The organism is Salinarimonas soli (assembly GCF_008386575.1).
Taxonomy (GTDB): Bacteria; Pseudomonadota; Alphaproteobacteria; order Rhizobiales; family Beijerinckiaceae; genus Salinarimonas_A; species Salinarimonas_A soli.
Genome location: NZ_VUOA01000036.1, coordinates 132,211 through 149,625, shown reverse-complemented (window position 1 = coordinate 149,625; position 17,415 = coordinate 132,211). Strand labels below are relative to the sequence as shown.

The window sequence follows — 17,415 nt, the reverse complement described above, 5'->3', positions numbered from 1 at the left end:
GGCACGTTCTCCTCCACCCCGCGCTGGTTGGCGCGCTGCGCGTCCCCCGTCGGCCTCCCGGCATACGCCTCCGCCAAAGCCCCCTCCACCGTCTCGGCCGAGACGCCGCCCTGCGCGGCCAGAAGGGCCGAAGCAGCAAGGGTGCTGACGAGGAAGCTCCGCCCCGCGGATCGCCGCTGTGTCACGCTCACCTACCTGATCCGTTTTGCCGCGGTCACTGGGATTATCGCCGACTCGTTCTCCGCGAAGCACGGTCAGCGTTCGAGCCGGACAATACCGGCTGGGGGTGAAACGGCAATGTCCGGAGCCGTCCGGGGGTGCACGTCGCGGGAAAGTGTCACCTTTTTGCGCCACCCGCCGGCCGGGGCGGATGGCCCGTGCGCTCCCCGCGATGCCGCTAGAAAACGAAGCCCGGCTCGTCGCGGAAGGGCGTGAGGACGGGCGCCGCCGCGTCGAACAGCGGGCGAGAGCTGTAGATCTTGCCCGCGCGGACGTAGAGGGTGGCGCGGCTCGCCCGGTTGCCGGGCCCCTCGATGCAACCGAGGCGACCCTCGTCGACAAGCTGATCCAGCACCGCGTCGGGGCGCTGCTGGATCGTGCCGTTGATGAGGATCACGTCGAAGGGGGCCTTGTCCGGCGCGCCGTGCTTCAGCGGTCCTACCACGACCTCGACGTCAGGATGACCGAGCCGCGCGAGGTTCTGGCGTGCCTGGTCGGCGAGGGCCTCGCTCGATTCGAGCGCCACGACCCGCGCGCCCATGCTGGCCATCACGGCCGCCGAGTAGCCCAGGCCACCAGCCAGGTCCAGAACGCGCGTTCCCGGGCCGACCTGAAGATTCTGCAGCAGCCGCGCCAGAACCATCGGGGCGAGCATCACCCGCGGGCCCTCGGTGCCCGCGTCGCCCACCACGAGAGGCTGATCGCTATAGGCGAGCATCTCGCGCCCCTTGGGCACGAACAACTCCCGCGGCACCTGATTCATCGCGGAGAGGACCTCGATGTCCGTGATGTCGTAGGTGCGTAGCTGGTTGTCCACCATGGCGCGGCGCACGCGCGCGAAATCGGTCATCGGTCAGCCTCGTCCAGCCCGTCAGGAAGCGCGAAGTGCCGGGGTTTTGGTGGAAGCCCGACGAAAAGGCAAGCGGCTCAGGGATCGGGCCCGCGCCGGATCCCGGCGCCCCGCGCGACTTGCCGAACCTGGGAGGGGAAGTGGAGGCCTCGCCCGGAATCGAACCGGGGTGCAAGGATTTGCAGTCCTCTGCGTAACCACTCCGCCACGAGGCCTCGACCGGAGCTCCGCCTTGGCGGAGAGCGCTCTCTAACAGAGGCGTCCCGGCAGGGCAACCGGGATCGGACGCCCTCCCGAACGCACGAAGGGACTTGCATCCGGTCCGATCCCCCGATATATCGCCGTTCTCCCGACGGGGCGGCCGGCTCCGCCTCCCGTCGGCCGACGAAGGTCGGCTATTCCGGCGTGGCGCAGCGGTAGCGCAGCGGACTGTTAATCCGTTGGTCGTAGGTTCGAATCCTACCGCCGGAGCCACCTCTTCCTCCGCATCCTTCGATCGTGCTGACACCTAGCCGAAAGGCTGGCGGACAACCCGGCTGCCGGATGTACAATCACGGCGACTTCGGGGGCTGGGATGCGGGTTGCCGTGATCGGTTCGGGCATCGCCGGCAATGCGGCAGCCTGGGCGCTGGCCACTGGCTCGCGCCATGAGGTGATCGTCTACGAGCGCGAGGCGCGGCTCGGCGGGCATGCCCTCACGGTGGACGTCGCGCTCGGCTCCGCCGCCATCCCCGTCGACGCCGGCTTCATCGTCTACAACGAGGACACCTATCCCGACTTCACCCGGCTTCTCGCCCATCTGGGCGTGGCGACGAAGCGGGCCGACATGAGCTTCTGCCTCGCGCGCGCCGACGGCGGCGTGGTCTGGACGAGCCGCGGACGTCTGCCTCTGCCAGGGGGCGGAGCCGCACAGCTCCTGCGCCTCGTCGGCGATTGGCTGCGCTTCAACCATGCGGCGGGCCGGGATCTCGGGTCCGGGCGGCTCGGCCGCATGACGCTCGGGGACTACGCCGCGGCCCTCGGGCTCTCGGCGCGCTTTCGCGACGACTACCTGGTCGCCCTCGCCTCGGCGATCTGGTCGATGCCGGGCGGCACGGTGCTCGGGATCCCGGCCCGCACCTTCGTGGCGTTCTTCGACAATCACCGGCTGCTCCGCCTGAGGCGCCCCGCCTGGCGCACGATCACTGGGGGCAGCCGGGCCTATGTCGAGCGGCTCGCGGCACCCTGGCGGCACGCCGTCCGCCCCGGCGCCGCGCGGATCGAGCGCCACGACCTCTGTGTCACCGTCACCGACGCGTCCGGGGCCGCCGACCGTTTCGACGCTCTCGTGCTGGCCTGCCACCCCGACGAGGCCCTCGCGCTCCTCGCCGACGCGGACGAGGCGGAGCGTGCGGTTCTCGGCGCCATCCGATTTCGCCCGGCGGACGTCATCCTGCACCGGGACGAGAGCCTGATGCCGAATCGGCGCGACGCCTGGGCCGCCTGGACGATCCTCGACCGACCCGGCCCGGACGGCGGTCCCGCCGTCACCTACTGGATGAACGCGCTCCAGGGGATCGATCCGGCGACCCCGCTCTTCGTGAGCCTCGATCCGCCACGCCTGCCCGCCGAAGCCCGGACCCTGGCCCGCTTCCGCCTGAGCCACCCGCAGCTCGACGCGGGCGCCGTCGCGGCGCAGGCGCGCCTCGGCAGCATCCAGGCCCGGCGTCGCACCTGGTTCTGCGGCGCCTGGACGGGCTACGGCTTCCACGAGGACGGCGTGCGCTCGGGGCTCGACGCGGCCGAGGCCTTGGGCGCGAGAGTGCCATGGCGGGCAAGCCCCCGGTCGGAGGCGGCCGAATGAGCGAGGAGCTCGAGCCTGCGGCGGCTCTCTATCGCGGCGAGGTCATGCATGCCCGCTTGCGGCCGGTGCCCCATCGGTTCGCCTATCGGGTGTTCTCCCTCCTCGTCGACATCGACCGCCTCGCGGACGCGGATCGGATGACGCCGCTCTTTTCCGTCGGGCGGTTCAACCTCCTGAGCTTCCATCCCGACGATCACGGCGCGCTCGGCCGGATCGCGCTGCGCGATCACGTCGAGGCCCTGCTGCGGGCGAAGGGCGCGGACGTCGCGGGCGGGCGCATCAGGCTCCTGTGCTATCCGCGCGTCCTCGGCGTAGGCTTCAACCCGCTCTCCATTTATTTCGCCGAGGACGCCGCCGGGCGTCTCGCCGGCATCGTGCACGAGGTGCGCAACACCTTCGGGGAACGGCACGCCTATGCAATAGCGATCCGCCCGGGCGAGCTCGACGAGACGGGCCTGCGCCACCAGGCGGAGAAGGCCTTCCACGTCTCGCCCTTCGTGCCGGCCGAGGGGACCTACCGCTTCCGGATCGCCGGGCCCGACCGGCGGGTGCGGGTCCACATCCTAGAGCGCGACCGGGACGGGCCGCTCCTCGTGGCCGCGTTCCGCGGGGAGCGTTGCGCGCTCGACACCCGGGGGATCCTCGCCGCCTGCCTCCGGGCGCCCTTCATGACCCTCAAGGTGATCGCCGCGATCCGCTTCGAGGCCCTGCGGCTCTGGGCGAAGGGCGTGAAGATCCATCGCCGCCCATCCCGCGCGTGCGCACGCCTGCCATGACGGCCGGTGGTCGCAGGCGCGCCTCCTGCAATTCACATCCGGGCAGAATCCTCTAGACCTGTCCCCATGCCGGTCCCTTCATCCTTGGATCCCGTGATCCCCGTATCCCCCGATAGCGGGATCCCGTTACGCGCCGTTCCCCCTGCCCTGCGCGGGTTCATGCGGATCGCGGCCCATCTGCGCTTCGGGACGCTCGATCTCGGGCTCCCGGACGGGCGCATCCTGCGGCTCGAAGGGTTGGAGCCGGGCCCCGCGGCGGTGCTCGTCCTGAACGCGCCGAACGCCTTCGCCCGGCGCCTGGCGCTCGGCGGCGATGTCGGCTTCGCCGAAAGCCACATCGCGGGGGACTGGGATTCGCCCGATCTCACGGGCCTCATCGAGCTTCTGGCCCTCAACCGCGCGGCCGTCGAGGCGGCCATGCCCGGCGGGCTCGCCGCGCGCCTGCTCGGCCTTCTGCGCGCCCTTCTTAACCGCAACACCCGCTCGCGGGCCCGGCGCAATGCCTCGGCGCATTACGATCTCGGCAACGCCTTCTACGCCGCCTGGCTCGATCCGACGATGACCTACTCGGCCGCGATGTTCGGGCCGGGCGACGATCTGGAGGCGGCGCAGATCCGCAAGTACCGGGTTCTCGCCGAGGCGACCGGCATCGCCCAAGATCACCAAGTTCTCGAGATCGGCTGCGGCTGGGGCGGGTTCGCGGCCTTCGCGGCGCGCGAGATCGGATGCCGGGTGACGGCGCTCACGGTCTCGGCCGAGCAGGCGAGCCACGCGGCGGCGCGCGTCGCGGCGGAGGGCCTTGCCGACCGGGTCGAGATCCGCCGGCAGGACTACCGCGACGCGCGGGGCACCTTCGACCGCGTCATCGCGATCGAGATGATCGAGGCGGTCGGCGAGGCCCATTGGCCCGCGTTCTTCGAGACCCTCCGCGACCGTCTCGCCCCGGGCGGGCGAGCGGGCCTGCAGGCCATCACCGTGCGCGACGACCTCTTCCCGGCCTATCGCCGGGAGCACGGCTTCATCCGCCGCTCGGTCTTTCCCGGCGGCATGCTGCCGAGCCCGGCCGTGCTGGCGGAGCTGGAGCGCGGCTCCGGCTTCGCGCGCCGCAGCGAGCGGGTGTTCGGCGCCGACTATGCCCGCACGATCGCCGCCTGGCGCGAGCGCTTCCGGGACGCCTGGCCGGAGATCGCGGGCGGGCGCTTCGACGAGCGCTTCCGGCGCAAGTGGGACTATTACCTCGCCTATTGCGAGGCGGGCTTCCGGACGGGGACGATCGACGTGCGGCAGATCGTGCTGGAACGGGGCTAAACGGGCGCTCCGTTACAACGCAATAGGTTGGGCCGGATTTCTGTGGCCCTGGTTTAGAACCCGTATGCCCTATCCGCCCTCATCCTGAGGCGCGCGCAGCGAGCCTCGAAGCACGCACCACAGGCGTGAGCCGGAGGAGATCCCTGAAGCGCCCTGCGAGGCCCACCTGCGGCGGGTGCCTCAGGACGAGGACGGAGGGTGGGAAAACCGGCCCCTTTGGGGTCAGCTTCTCACGTCCCGATGAAGCGCTGCACGATCCGGCCGATGGGGCCCGTCAGCCGGAGCGGCGCGTCGGTCACGGCGAAGCACAGGCAATCGGCGGACGCATCGGCGGTGGGGCAATGGTCGAGCTCGTCGTCGCCGATCGCGATGTCGCCGCGCTCATAGCGACCGGCGACGTCCGAGAACGCGCCCTGGAGGACGAGGGTATATTCGGAGCCCTCGTGCGTATGGGCCGGCATGCGGCGGCCGGCCCTGATCCAGTAGAGCGTCGCGCCGGCCTTCATGCTGCCCTCCGCGCGAAACTCCTTCACGCCGGGCATCAGGGTTCGCCACGGCACCGCGCCGAGGTCCATGCCAAGATAGCGCGCCAGCGGCGCCGGCACGAGGGCGTCGCCGGTGACCCGCCGGCGGATCGGCTCGTCCACGTCCTGCTCGAAGATGGCGTTCAGGCGGGCCTCGCGGTCGCGCACCGGGGCGGGCGAGAGCTCGGCGAGGGCGGAGCCGTTGGCGGTCTCGAGGTTCGAGACGAAGGCGCGGTTCTTCGGCGAGATCGCGAGATGGCTCGCCACCAGGGTGTGCAGCGGCGCGCTGAGCAGCCCGCAGGCATAGCCTGCGAGGAGCGCGTCGAGCGCATGGCCGTGCGGCATGGCGAGCGGGTGGCTGGTCACTGATCCTAACCTGGCTCGGCGCCGGGCGCCGACATCGAGACATCACCCCCTGCTTACGAAGCGCAACCTGTCTCGGATCACGCGTTTTCAAGGGATGTGACAACGGGAAACATGAAGATCGGACCGCGCGGATCAAGTCAGCAGAATCGCGTACCGATACCGCACCTGCGCGAGCGGAGGGCTCGCTCTGCGGCTTGCCAGGCCGCCCGGCCCGCCTTTACGGTCGCCCTCCCCTCCACGTGCCGGGACGCGACGATGACAGAGCCCCTCTTCCGCCAGGACGCCTATCTGATCGAGACCCCGGCGGAGGTCGTGGCCGTGACGGACCGCGGGATCGTCCTCGACCGGACGGTGTTCTACGCGCAGGGCGGCGGGCAGCCCGGGGACGCCGGCACCATCGTCCTCTCCGACGGGCGCGAGATCCCGGTCCTCAACACCGTCTATGGCGAGGACCGCAAGGCGATCGCCCACGTGCCGGCCGAGGGCTCCCCGACGGTCGAGCCGGGGGATCGGGTCGTGGCGCGGATCGACTGGGCGAGGCGCCTGCCGCGCATGCGCATCCACACGGCGCTGCACCTCCTCAGCGTCGTCCTGCCCTACCCCGTGACCGGCGGCGCCATCGGTGAGGGCGACGGGCGGCTGGACTTCGACATCCCCGACGCGGGCCTCGACAAGGCGGACATCGCGGAACGGCTCAACGCCCTGATCGCCCGCGACGCCCCCGTCACCGACCGCTGGATCACCGACGAGGAGCTCGACGCCAATCCGGGCCTCGTGAAGACCATGTCCGTGAAGCCGCCCCGCGGCTCGGGCCGGGTGCGCCTCGTCGCCATCGAGGGCATCGACCTCCAGCCCTGCGGCGGCACGCATGTGCGCCGCACCGGCGAGATCGGCGCCGTGACGGTCACCGACATCGAGAAGAAGGGTAAGCAGAACCGCCGCGTGCGGATCGCGCTCGCCTGACACCCACCTGGGAGACCGCCCGTGACGACGCCCCCCTTCGTCTCGACCGACTGGCTCGCCGAGCGCCTCGCCGCCCCCGACATCGTGGTGGTCGACGGTTCCTGGTACCTGCCCGCGCAGAACCGCGACCCCGAGGCCGAGTACCTCGCGGGTCACATCCCCGGCGCCGTGCGCTTCGACATCGACACGGTGAAGGATACCGCGTCGCCCCTGCCCCACATGCTCCCGAGCCCGGAGGCCTTCGCCTCGGCGATGCGGGCGCTGGGCATCGGCGACGGGCAGACCATCGTGATCTATGACGGAGCAGGCCTGTTCTCGGCCCCGCGCGTCTGGTGGACCTTCCGCACCTTCGGGACCCGCGACGTGCGCATCCTGGAGGGCGGCCTTCCGGCCTGGCGCGAAGCGGGGCTCCCGGTCGAGGAAGGCCCGCAGCGGCCCCGCGCCCGCCGCCACTTCACCGCGCGCCTCGACCACGGCGCGGTCGCGGACCTCACGGACGTGCGCCGGGCCCTCGCCTCAGGGTCCGCGCAGCTCCTCGACGCCCGCCCGGCCGAGCGTTTCCGGGGCGAGGCGCCCGAGCCACGCCCGGGTCTCTCCTCCGGCCACATGCCCGGCGCCCTGAACCTCCCAGCGACGGCCATCATCGAGAACGGCCGCCTCAAGAGCCCCGAGGCGATCCGCGCCGCGCTGACGGAGGCCGGCGTCGACCTCGCGCGCCCGGTGATCACCACCTGCGGCTCCGGCGTCACCGCCGCCATCCTCACAGCCGCCCTGGAGACCGTCGGGAAGCCCGCCAAGGCGCTGTATGACGGGTCGTGGACGGAGTGGGCGAGCCGGGACGATACGGAGATCGCAAGGGGCACCTGACTCCCCTCTACCAGGGGAGAGGAGCCGGAGGTGAGGGGGTACCACGGGGATCCAGCTGTCTCCCCTCATGCTGAGGAGCGCTCGAAGAGCGCGTCTCGAAGCACGCACCCACGCTGCCACAGCCGTCCGGAGACCTCTGGAGCGCCCTTCGAGGCTCGCTCCGCTCGCACCTCAGGATGAGGTTGCAGGGTGGGAGCGGCGGTGGGAGACCGCTGGATCCCCATGGTACCCCCTCACCCCCGGCCCCTCTCCCCCTGGGAGAGGGGTGTCAGCTCTCCACCTTCCCCACCGGCTCGGCCTCACCGTCGCGCACGCCACGGGCCCAGCCTTCCTTCGTCTCGGCCACGAAATCCTCCAGCCGTTTCTCGGCGATGGCCTTGCGCAGGCCCGCCATGAGCTCCTGGTAATAGGCGAGATTGCTCCAGGTGAGCAGCATCATGCCGAGGATTTCCTGCGAGCGGACAAGGTGATGCAGGTAGGCCTTCGAGTAGGATCTCGTCGCCTCGCAGGCGCTCGCCGGGTCGAGGGGCGTGGGATCGTCGGCCCATTTGGCGTTCTTGAGGTTCAGGCGTCCGAAGCGGGTATAGGCGGTGCCGTGGCGGCCGGCGCGGGTGGGCATGACGCAGTCGAACATGTCGACGCCCCGGCGCACGGACTCCACGATGTCGTCGGGCGTGCCTACCCCCATGAGATAGCGCGGCTTCTCGCGGGGCAGGTGCGGCTCGACGGTCTCGATCATCCGCAGCATGACCTCCTGCGGCTCGCCGACCGCCAGGCCACCGATTGCGTAGCCCTTGAGGTCGAGGTCCACCAGCGCCCGCGCGCTCTCGACGCGAAGCCGCTCCACGGCCCCGCCCTGCACGATGCCGAACATCGCCCGGCCCGGCTGCTCGCCGAAGGCCACGCGGCAGCGCTCGGCCCAGCGTAGGGACAGGCGCATGGCCTTCTCGACCGCTTCCTCGCTGTTCGGCAGCTTCACGCATTCGTCGAGCTGCATTTGAATGTCGGAGCCGAGCAGGCCCTGGATCTCGATGGAGCGCTCAGGAGTCAGCGAATGGGTCGAGCCGTCGATGTGCGACTGGAAGGTGACCCCCTCCTCGTCGATCTTGCGAAGGGCCGAGAGCGACATGACCTGGAAGCCCCCGGAATCGGTGAGGATCGGGTAGGGCCAGTTCATGAAGGCGTGCAGGCCGCCGAGGCTGGCCACGCGCTCGGCGCCGGGGCGCAGCATCAGGTGATAGACGTTGCCGAGCACCACGTCGGCGCCGAGCGCCTTCACCTGCTCGGGATACATCGCCTTCACGGTCGCGGCCGTGCCCACCGGCATGAAGGCAGGGGTCCGGATGACCCCGCGGGGCATGCGGATCTCGCCGGTGCGCGCCGCACCGTCCGTGGCGTTGACCGTGAAGCTGAAATGATCGGTCATCCTGGTGTCCTTGGATCAGGGGATCCCTTTACGCCTCTCCCCGCGCCGAGGGGCGAGATGGCTATGCCCGGAACAGCAGGCTCGAATCCCCGTACGAGTAGAACCGGTAGCCTCCTGTGATCGCATGATCATAGGCCGCCCGCATCGTCTCCAGGCCCGAGAACGCGCTCACCAGCATGAACAGGGTCGAACGGGGCAGGTGGAAGTTCGTCATCAGGGCGTCGACGGCCCGGAAGCGGTAGCCCGGCGTGATGAAGATGTCGGTGTCGCCGGAGAAGGGCTGGATCGTCCCGTCCTCCGCCGCCGCGCTTTCAAGGAGGCGCATGGAGGTGGTCCCCACCGCGACGATGCGGCCGCCGCGCGCCCGCGCGGCGTTGAGCGCGTCCGCGACGCGGGCCGGGATCGTCCCCCATTCGGCATGCATCCGGTGCTCGGCGGTGTCCTCCGCCTTCACGGGCAGGAAGGTGCCGGCGCCCACATGAAGCGTCACGAAGTGCCGGGCGATGCCGCGCGCGTCGAGGCGGGCGAACAGCTCGTCGGTGAAGTGCAGGCCGGCGGTCGGCGCCGCCACCGCCCCCTCGTCGCGGGCGTAGATCGTTTGATAGTCGGCCCGGTCGCGCTCGTCGGCGCCGCCGCGCTTGGCCTGGATGTAGGGCGGGAGCGGCAGCTCGCCGAGCCGCACGATAGCCTCGTCGAGATAGGGGCCCTGGAGCGCGAAGCGCAGCAGCACCTCGCCGCCCTCCCCTCGCTCCTCCACCTCGGCATCGAGGCGCACGAGCTCGCACGCGGTGCTCTCCGCGTCCTCGCCGAAGCGGATGCGGTCGCCGGGCTGGAGGCGCTTAGCGGGCCGGGCGAAGGCGCGCCAGCGGTCGAGCCCTTCGCGCTTGTGGAGCATGATCTCCACCCGCGCCGTGGCCTCGCCCCGCGCCCGCAGGCCGTAGAGGCGGGCCGGGATCACCTTGGTGTCGTTGAGGACGAGGACGTCGTGGGGATCGAGGAGATCCGGCAGATCGCGGACCGTCCGGTCCTCGAGCCCCTCGCCCGGACGCACCACGAGCATGCGCGCGGCGTCGCGCGGGCTCGCCGGCCGCAGGGCGATCCGGTCCTCGGGCAGGTGGAAATCGAAAAGGTCGACGCGCATGGGTCCCTCCTCTCCCCGCCTGCGGGGAGAGGGCCGCACCTGCGGAACGGCAGGTGCGGCGAGCGAATGTGAGTGAGCGAGGGCGAGGGGGTGTCTCAGGACGGCGCCCCACCCCGACATGCCCCCTCACCTTCGGGCTGCCGCCCTTAGCTGTAGGCCCCGGCAAGGGGGCCTGATGCCCTCTCCCCGCTGCTTCAAGAGGCGCCCTGCGGGCGCTGCTCAGGATGAGGGCGGGGAGAAGTGGCTGTTAAGCCGCGGCGCCGACCTTCATCGACACGATCTTGTCGGCCTCGCGCGGGGGCTCGCCGCGGGCGAGCTTGTCGACGTTCTCCATGCCCTCCACGACCTTGCCCCACACCGTGTACTGGCGGTCGAGGAAGCGCGCGTCGTCGAAGCAGATGAAGAACTGCGAGTTGGCCGAGTTCGGCATGTTGGTGCGGGCCATCGAGCAGGTGCCGCGCACGTGAGGCTCGGCGTTGAACTCGGCCTTGAGGTCGGGCATGTCCGAGCCGCCGGTGCCGGTGCCCTTGGGGCAGCCGGTCTGGGCCATGAAGCCCTCGATCACGCGGTGGAACTTGATGCCGTCATAGAAGCCCTGGCCAGCGAGCGTCTTGATGCGCTCCACGTGGCCGGGGGCGAGATCGGGGCGAAGCTCGATGACGACGCGGCCCTTTGTGGTCTCGAGGACGAGGGTGTTCTCCGGATCGGCCATGGTGGTCTCCTTGGGGCGTTATGGTGTGCGATCGTCGACGAAGCGGATCGCGACGGGTCGTCCGGCGATGGCTTGGCCGAACGAGGGGCTGAATGCAAGCGAGGGGCAATCGTTCACCGCCGCGACGACGGAGCGGCTCAAGGTCTCCCGCGCGCCCTCCGGGCCGGGACTGCGGTAGGTGACCCTCGGCTCGCCGACCACCCGCCCGTCCCGGCGGAAGGCGACGCGGACGGTGGTCTCGAGCCGGTCCGCGCCCATGGGCAGCTTCCAGCAGGCGCGCAGCGCCGCATAGAGGGCAGGGATACGGTCGACCGGGCCCGTCGCGGGGCGGTCGGACGCCCGCACCGTCCCGATCAGGGTGCCCGGCAGCGTCCGCAGCGACCGTCGCGGGCGGCTGAGGTCGGGTTCGCGCAGATCGTCCTGCCGCCAGAGCGGCGGGTGCGCGGTGGTGAGCTCGTCGATGCGCGGATGCGCCGTGCCGCGAAACGGCTCGACCGTCTGCAGATCCGGTAAGGGCAGGCGCGCCTGCCCCAGAGCCGGCCCGCTCAGGCCGAGAAGCGCCAGGACGGCGAGGCCCTGGCGCCGGGAACAGCGCCCGCCTGCGATCACTTCGCGTCGGCGGCGAGCTGCATCTTCACGATGCGGTCGGGCTGCGACACGGAGCCGTTGTTCGCCGCCGTGCCCGCCTTGATCTTGCGCACCGCCTCCATGCCGCCTGTCACGTCGCCCACGATCGTGTACTGGCCCGTGAGCGAGCCGCAGCCCTCGAAGCAGACGAAGAACTGGGAATTGGCGGAGTTCGGATCCTGCGCCCGCGCCATGCCCACCGAGCCCACCTTGAAGGGCTCCTTCGTGAACTCGGCCGGGATGTTCGGCAGGTCGGACTTGCCCGTGCCGTCGCCGCGCTGGCCGTCGCCGGTCTGGGCCATGAAGCCGGGGATGACGCGGTGGAACGGCACGTTGTTGTAGTAGCCGCGCTTCGTCAGCTCCTTGATCTGCGCCACGTGCTTGGGCGCGAGGTCGGGCCGCAGGCGGATGGTGACGCGGCCGTGCGGCGTCTCGAGGTAGACGGTGTTCTGCGGGTCGGCGGCGGGCGCCGAGGTCTGGGCCGCCACGGGGCTGGCGAGCGCAAGTCCAATCAGGGCAACGGCAAAGGCGTGTTTCATCCTGGTCTCCTGTGATCCGATGATCGTGTGACGGGGCCTCTAGCCCTTCGCGTATTTCTGTCGCAGCGCCTCGACAACGCGCGGCGGCGCGAACGGGGTCACGTCCCCGCCCATGGCAGCGATCTGACGCACCAGCGTGGCCGTCACGTGGCGGACGCCGGGGCTCGCGGGAAGGAAGACGGTCTGGATCCCGGGGGCCATGGTGCCGTTCATGCCCGCCATCTGCATCTCGTAGTCGAGGTCGGTGCCGTCGCGCAGGCCCCGCACGATGAGCGTCGCGCCGTGCTCGCGGGCCGCATCGACGGCAAGGCCCGAGAAGGTGGCGGTCTCGATCCGCGCCCCGGTCCCGGCGGCGATCGGCGCGCAGACCTCCGCGAGCAGAGCCGCCTTCTCGTCGGGGGAGAACAGGGGCGTCTTGCCCGGATGAACCCCGATGCCGATCACCAGACGGTCGACGAACCGGCACGCGGCCGCGATCACGTCGAGGTGTCCTGTGGTCACGGGATCAAAGGATCCCGTGTAGAGGGCGGTACGGGTCATGGAGCCTTTGGCGTCGCAGGATCACAGGATCCGGTGATTCCGGGAGGCCAAGGGTTAGCGGGGCAAGGGAAGGCTGGCAATCTCCCCTCTCCCGGATGGGAGAGGGATGCACGAAGGGCCAGGGGGTGAGGGTGGCCAGGCTAGGGACTCGCTCCTGCACTTCCCCTTGTAAAGGCCGGGCTTGTCTTTCCACGGGCTCAGGATGAGGCCGGCGATCACGGTTGAGAGGCGGCGCGGGCTCGCGACGCGATCGGCCGCGCACCCTCACCCCCGACCCCTCTCCCATTCGGGAGAGGGGAGAGCCGGGAGGCCTACGCCCCCTCCTCCGCGCCATCAACGGCCTCGTCGCCCTCGATATGCTCCACCGAGACGACCCGCTCGCCGTCGGCCGTGTCGAACACGGTGACCCCCTGGGAGCCGCGTCCGACGATGCGGATGTCGTGGACGGGCACGCGGATCGTCTGGCCCGCATTGGTGATGAGCATGATCTGGTCGTCATGCCCCACCGGGAACGAGCCCACGAGGCGGCCATTGCGGTCGTTGACCGCCATGGCGACGATTCCCTTTCCGCCGCGCCCGGTGATCCGGTACTCGAAGGAGGAGCTGCGCTTGCCGTAGCCGTTCTCCGACAGGGTGAGAACGAACTGCTCGGCGCCGCTCATCGCGATCTGGCGCTCGGGCGCGAGATAGCCCGCGGGCACCACCTCCTCGGCCTCGACCAGCGCCTCGTCGGCCCCGCCGTTGCCGTTCGCTTCCTCGCCCGTCTCGGCGCGGCGCGCGGCGGCGGCGGCCTTGAGATAGGCCGCGCGCTCCTCGCCGTCCGCCTCGAAGTGGCGCAGGATGGCAAGCGAGATCACCCGGTCGTCCTTGGCGAGCGAGATGCCCCGCACGCCGGTGGAATCGCGGCCCTTGAACACACGGACCTCCGGCACCGCGAAGCGGATGCACTGCCCGCCCGCCGTGGTGAGGAGCACGTCGTCGTCCTCCGAGCAGATCTGCACGTCGACGATCTCGTCGCCCTCGTCGAGCTTCATCGCGATCTTGCCGGCGCGGTTCACCTGGACGAAGTCGGACAGCTTGTTGCGGCGCACGTTGCCGGACTTCGTGGCGAACATGACGTCGAGCTTGTCCCAGGACGCCTCGTCCTCGGTGAGCGGCATGATCGTCGTGATGCGCTCGCCCGCCTGGAGCGGCAGCATGTTGACGAGCGCCTTGCCCTTGGCATTGGGAGCAGCCAACGGCAGGCGCCAGACCTTCTCCTTGTAGGCCTGACCGCGGGAGGAGAAGAACAGGACCGGCGTGTGGGTGTTGGCCACGAAGAGCCGGGTCACGAAATCCTCGTCCCGGGTCACCATGCCGGCGCGGCCCTTGCCGCCGCGGCGCTGGGCCCGGTAGGTCGAGAGCGGCACACGCTTGATGTAGCCCGCGTGCGAGACTGTGACGACCATGTCCTCGCGCTGGATCAGGTCCTCGTCGTCGACGTCCGAGTCGTAGTCCTGGATGATCGTTTTGCGAGGCGTCGCAAAGGCTTCGCGGATGGCGCTCAACTCGGACTTGATGATCCCCATGATGCGCTCGCGCGACCGCAGGATCTCGAGATAGTCGGAGATCTCGGCCGCGAGCTTGCGCAGCTCGTCCCCGATCTCGTCCCGACCGAGCGCGGTGAGGCGCTGGAGGCGCAGGTCGAGGATGGCGCGGGCCTGGATCTCGGACAGGCGGTAGGTACCGTCCTCGGCCACCCGGTGCCGCGGATCGTCCACGAGCGCGATGAGCGGCGCGATGTCGCCCGCCGGCCAATCGCGACCCATGAGCCCCTCGCGCGCCGTGTTGGGATCGGGCGCGGCTCGGATGAGGCGGATCACCTCGTCGATGTTGGCGACCGCGATGGCAAGCCCGCACAGGATGTGGGCGCGCTCGCGGGCCTTGCCGAGAAGGAACTTCGTGCGGCGGCTGACCACCTCCTCGCGGAAGTCCACGAAGGCGGCGATCATGTCGCGGAGGTTCATCACCTCCGGCTTGCCGCCGTTGAGCGCCACCATGTTGGCGCCGAACGAGCTTTGCAGCGCCGTGTAGCGGTAGAGCTGGTTCAGCACCACCTCGGCCACCGCGTCGCGCTTGAGCTCGACGACGATGCGCATGCCGTCGCGGTCGGACTCGTCGCGCAGGTCCGAGATGCCCTCGATCCGCTTCTCGCGCACGAGCTCGGCGATGCGCTCGATGAGGGTCGACTTGTTCACCTGATACGGGATCTCGGTGAAGATGATCGCCTCGCGCTCCTTGCGCAGGGTCTCGATCGTGCTCTTGGCGCGCATCACCACGGAGCCGCGGCCCGTGTGATAGGCCGAGCGGGCGCCGGAGCGTCCGAGGATCAGGCCGCCGGTGGGAAAGTCGGGCGCCGGCACGATCTCGATGAGGTCGTCGATCGAGATGTTGGGCCGGTCGATATAGGCCGTGCAGGCGTCGATCACCTCGCCGAGATTGTGCGGCGGGATGTTCGTCGCCATGCCGACCGCGATGCCGCCGGCGCCGTTGACGAGAAGGTTGGGGAAGCGCGCCGGCAGGACGACGGGCTCCTGCTCCTTGCCGTCGTAGTTCGGCTGGAAGTCGACCGTGTCCTTGTCGATGTCGTCGAGGAGCGCCACCGCCGGCCGCGCCATGCGGCACTCGGTGTAGCGCATAGCCGCCGCCGGGTCGCCGTCGACGGAGCCGAAATTGCCCTGGCCGTCGATGAGCGGCAGGCGCAGGGAGAACCCTTGCGCCATGCGCACCAGCGCGTCGTAGATCGCGCCGTCGCCGTGCGGGTGGTACTTACCCATCACGTCGCCGACGACGCGGGCGCATTTCACGTAAGGCCGCTCGGGCAGGTAGCTGTTCTCGTGCATCGAGAACAGGATGCGCCGGTGCACCGGCTTGAGCCCGTCGCGCACGTCGGGCAGCGCGCGGCTCACGATCACGCTCATCGCGTAATCGAGGTAGGAGCGGCGCATCTCGTCGGTGATGGAGATGGGCTTGATGTCGCCGAAGGACGGAAGCTCGCCCGGGCGGGTGGGGTCGTTGTCGGCCAAGGTCGGTCTTTCTGGTCGTCGCGGCCCCTGGAACGAGGCCCGCGCGGGGCAGCGGGGCCGATGGTCCCCGGGCGCACCCGAATCCGCTAGGTGGTCGAGGTCCTTAGATGGCCCTCAAAGGCCCGGAATTCAAGGGATTTTGCGGGTCGTGGACAGGGTTCCGGGTCGTTGCGGCATTGCGCCAGAACACAGTTGCACAGATGCGTGAGGTTTCCCTGGTGAAGGCTGTGAAAGAACTGGAAAAATTCGAAACACGTGCCTCTCCCCTCCCCCTTGTGGGGAGGGGCTGGGGGTGGGGGTCGCAAAGTCGGAACTGGCGGGAAGGAAGGGAACACGCACGCTCGTACAGCCCTCTCCTGCACCGGCCGCGGATGGCGTCCCGACCCCCACCCCTAGCCCCTCTCCACAAGGGGGGAGGCGGACGCAGCGCCCTTCCCTCCCGGGCCGCGATATGGTCTAGCCGAGCCAACCCGCCCGAAGGACCCCGATGCCCCCCGACTACATCTCCGCAGCCCTTGTCACGATCCTCGTGACCCTCGACCCGCCGGGCCTCGCACCGATCTTCCTGTCCGTGACCCGGGGCATGAACGCGGAGCAGCGGCGGGGGGTGGCGGTGCGAGCGAGCCTGCTCGCCTTCGGAATCTTGGCCTTCTTCGGCTTCGGCGGCGAGCTGCTGCTGCGGCTCCTCGGGGTCGGGCTGCCGGCCTTCCGCATCGCGGGCGGGCTTCTGCTGTTCTACATCGCCTTCGAGATGGTGTTCGAGCGGCGCAACGAGCGAAAGCAGCACACGGCGGATGTCGCCATCACCCTCGACCACATCCGCAACGTCGCCGCCTTCCCGCTCGCCATTCCCCTCATGGCGGGCCCGGGCGCCATCACGGCCATGATCCTCCTCGCGGGCCGCGCCGACGGGCGCCCCCTGGCGCTCCTCACCCTCGTCACCGTGCTGGCCTTCGGCATCGCCTGCTGCTTCGCCGTCTTCCTCGCCGCGGAGCGGGTGTCGAAGCTCCTCGGCGTGACGGGGAACGTGGTGCTGACGCGGCTGCTCGGGGTGCTGCTCGCAGCCCTCGCGGTTCAGTTCGTGGTCGACGGCGTCACGGTCCTGACGGGCCGGGCCTAGCAGCGACCGCGCCCGTCCTGGAACGCCATCCCGTTCCGGAACCGGTAGCGCACGTTGAGGATGTAGCCGCCGCCATCCGCCAGATACTGCTTTTGCACGGTCATGAAGCGGGCGGGCGTCTCGGCCCGGTCGATGCAGTAGCCGCCCACGACGTCGAGAGCGGGCCGCCAGCGCCCCCGGTCGCTCAAGGTCACGTAGGTGGAGCAGCCGACGCTCGGGCACAGCGCGCCGGCTTTGAGCCCGGCGCAGGGGAAGCGCGCCTCGTCGAGGACGAGGTCGGGCGTGCCGTCCCCGTCGAGATCCACCGCCTCGAGGGCCCGCATCGGATCCCCCGGCCGGCCGCCTGCGGCGTTGCAGGCGCGGATCATCTCCCAGAGATCGTCCTGCACCCGCTTCGGCAAGCCGTCGAGCGCCGGCGCCGCGAGGGCGGGCGAGGCGGCGAGGAGGAGCAGGATGAGGGCCCGGCGGAGCATGGGCGAAAGTGTGGGGCCCGGTGGTTAAGAGGCGGTTGCCCCCTCTCCCGGGTGGG

Annotated in this window: 16 protein-coding genes, 2 tRNA genes and 1 pseudogene; 7 read left to right on the top strand and 12 right to left on the bottom strand. The window is 70.3% G+C overall.

Annotation, left to right across the window (positions count from 1 at the left end; translation table 11 throughout):
• From F0L46_RS26615 to F0L46_RS20515, 3 genes and pseudogenes are all read right to left on the bottom strand, one after another.
• Window positions 1-191, bottom strand: a pseudogene (locus tag F0L46_RS26615) (TolC family outer membrane protein); the annotation flags it as partial.
• A gap of 206 nt (window positions 192-397) precedes the next feature.
• Window positions 398-1,069: a protein-L-isoaspartate O-methyltransferase family protein gene (locus tag F0L46_RS20520; RefSeq protein WP_149821039.1), complete on the bottom strand. Its 672-nt coding sequence runs from the start codon at window positions 1,067-1,069 to the stop codon at window positions 398-400.
• 141 nt (window positions 1,070-1,210) lie between these two features.
• A tRNA-Cys gene (locus tag F0L46_RS20515) sits at window positions 1,211-1,284 on the bottom strand.
• A gap of 184 nt (window positions 1,285-1,468) precedes the next feature.
• Between F0L46_RS20515 and F0L46_RS20510 the strand changes: the two genes are divergently transcribed.
• The 4 genes from F0L46_RS20510 to F0L46_RS20495 all read left to right on the top strand — a co-directional run bounded on the left by F0L46_RS20510 (window position 1,469) and on the right by F0L46_RS20495 (window position 4,996).
• Window positions 1,469-1,543: transfer RNA gene (locus F0L46_RS20510), tRNA-Asn, on the top strand.
• A 100-nt stretch (window positions 1,544-1,643) separates the two neighbouring features.
• Window positions 1,644-2,912, top strand: a complete 1,269-nt coding sequence (locus tag F0L46_RS20505; protein ID WP_149821037.1) for an NAD(P)/FAD-dependent oxidoreductase — start codon at window positions 1,644-1,646, stop codon at window positions 2,910-2,912.
• Entirely contained in the window at window positions 2,909-3,688 is a 780-nt protein-coding gene (locus F0L46_RS20500) for a DUF1365 domain-containing protein (RefSeq protein WP_240540081.1), read from the top strand. Before F0L46_RS20505 ends, F0L46_RS20500 begins: the two co-directional genes overlap by 4 nt.
• Window positions 3,689-3,781: 93 nt before the next feature.
• Window positions 3,782-4,996 (top strand): SAM-dependent methyltransferase, encoded by a 1,215-nt coding sequence (locus tag F0L46_RS20495; RefSeq protein WP_240540080.1) that lies wholly within the window; start codon window positions 3,782-3,784, stop codon window positions 4,994-4,996.
• Between the two features lie 230 nt (window positions 4,997-5,226).
• Here the strand turns inward: F0L46_RS20495 and F0L46_RS20490 are convergent, their stop codons facing one another.
• Entirely contained in the window at window positions 5,227-5,886 is a 660-nt protein-coding gene (locus F0L46_RS20490; protein ID WP_210247667.1) for a ChrR family anti-sigma-E factor, read from the bottom strand.
• 255 nt (window positions 5,887-6,141) lie between these two features.
• On the opposite strand from F0L46_RS20490, the gene F0L46_RS20485 reads away from it, so the two are divergent.
• Together F0L46_RS20485 and sseA are read left to right on the top strand one after the other, a co-directional pair.
• On the top strand, window positions 6,142-6,849 hold the full coding sequence (locus tag F0L46_RS20485) for an alanyl-tRNA editing protein (protein ID WP_149821033.1): 708 nt from the start codon (window positions 6,142-6,144) through the stop codon (window positions 6,847-6,849).
• Window positions 6,850-6,870: 21 nt separating this feature from the next.
• A complete protein-coding gene (sseA, locus tag F0L46_RS20480; protein WP_149821031.1) occupies window positions 6,871-7,716 on the top strand; it encodes a 3-mercaptopyruvate sulfurtransferase in 846 nt (281 codons plus the stop codon).
• A gap of 268 nt (window positions 7,717-7,984) precedes the next feature.
• On the opposite strand, the gene tgt is transcribed toward sseA, so the two are convergent.
• The 7 genes from tgt to gyrA form a co-directional block, all read right to left on the bottom strand.
• Window positions 7,985-9,142, bottom strand: a complete 1,158-nt coding sequence (tgt, locus tag F0L46_RS20475) for a tRNA guanosine(34) transglycosylase Tgt (RefSeq protein WP_149821029.1) — start codon at window positions 9,140-9,142, stop codon at window positions 7,985-7,987.
• 61 nt (window positions 9,143-9,203) lie between these two features.
• Window positions 9,204-10,283 (bottom strand): tRNA preQ1(34) S-adenosylmethionine ribosyltransferase-isomerase QueA, encoded by a 1,080-nt coding sequence (gene queA, locus F0L46_RS20470; RefSeq protein WP_149821027.1) that lies wholly within the window; start codon window positions 10,281-10,283, stop codon window positions 9,204-9,206.
• 247 nt (window positions 10,284-10,530) lie between these two features.
• Window positions 10,531-10,995 (bottom strand): peptidylprolyl isomerase, encoded by a 465-nt coding sequence (locus F0L46_RS20465; RefSeq protein WP_149821025.1) that lies wholly within the window; start codon window positions 10,993-10,995, stop codon window positions 10,531-10,533.
• Between the two features lie 18 nt (window positions 10,996-11,013).
• Window positions 11,014-11,604: a UCP034077 family protein gene (locus tag F0L46_RS20460; RefSeq protein WP_149821023.1), complete on the bottom strand. Its 591-nt coding sequence runs from the start codon at window positions 11,602-11,604 to the stop codon at window positions 11,014-11,016.
• A complete protein-coding gene (locus F0L46_RS20455; RefSeq protein ID WP_149821021.1) occupies window positions 11,601-12,161 on the bottom strand; it encodes a peptidylprolyl isomerase in 561 nt (186 codons plus the stop codon). The genes F0L46_RS20460 and F0L46_RS20455 overlap by 4 nt, the downstream gene beginning before the upstream one ends.
• Before the next feature lie 39 nt (window positions 12,162-12,200).
• Window positions 12,201-12,701 carry a pantetheine-phosphate adenylyltransferase gene (gene coaD, locus F0L46_RS20450; protein WP_149821019.1) on the bottom strand — a complete coding sequence of 167 codons (501 nt, stop codon included), beginning with the start codon at window positions 12,699-12,701 and terminating at the stop codon, window positions 12,201-12,203.
• Between the two features lie 311 nt (window positions 12,702-13,012).
• Window positions 13,013-15,766, bottom strand: coding sequence for a DNA gyrase subunit A (gene gyrA / locus F0L46_RS20445; RefSeq protein WP_149821017.1), 2,754 nt, complete (start codon window positions 15,764-15,766; stop codon window positions 13,013-13,015).
• Between the two features lie 487 nt (window positions 15,767-16,253).
• On the opposite strand from gyrA, the gene F0L46_RS20440 reads away from it, so the two are divergent.
• Window positions 16,254-16,886, top strand: coding sequence for a MarC family protein (locus F0L46_RS20440; RefSeq protein ID WP_149821015.1), 633 nt, complete (start codon window positions 16,254-16,256; stop codon window positions 16,884-16,886).
• On the opposite strand, the gene F0L46_RS20435 is transcribed toward F0L46_RS20440, so the two are convergent.
• Window positions 16,883-17,359, bottom strand: a complete 477-nt coding sequence (locus tag F0L46_RS20435) for a hypothetical protein (RefSeq protein ID WP_149821013.1) — start codon at window positions 17,357-17,359, stop codon at window positions 16,883-16,885. The genes F0L46_RS20440 and F0L46_RS20435 overlap by 4 nt on opposite strands.
• Window positions 17,360-17,415: the final 56 nt, after the last annotated feature.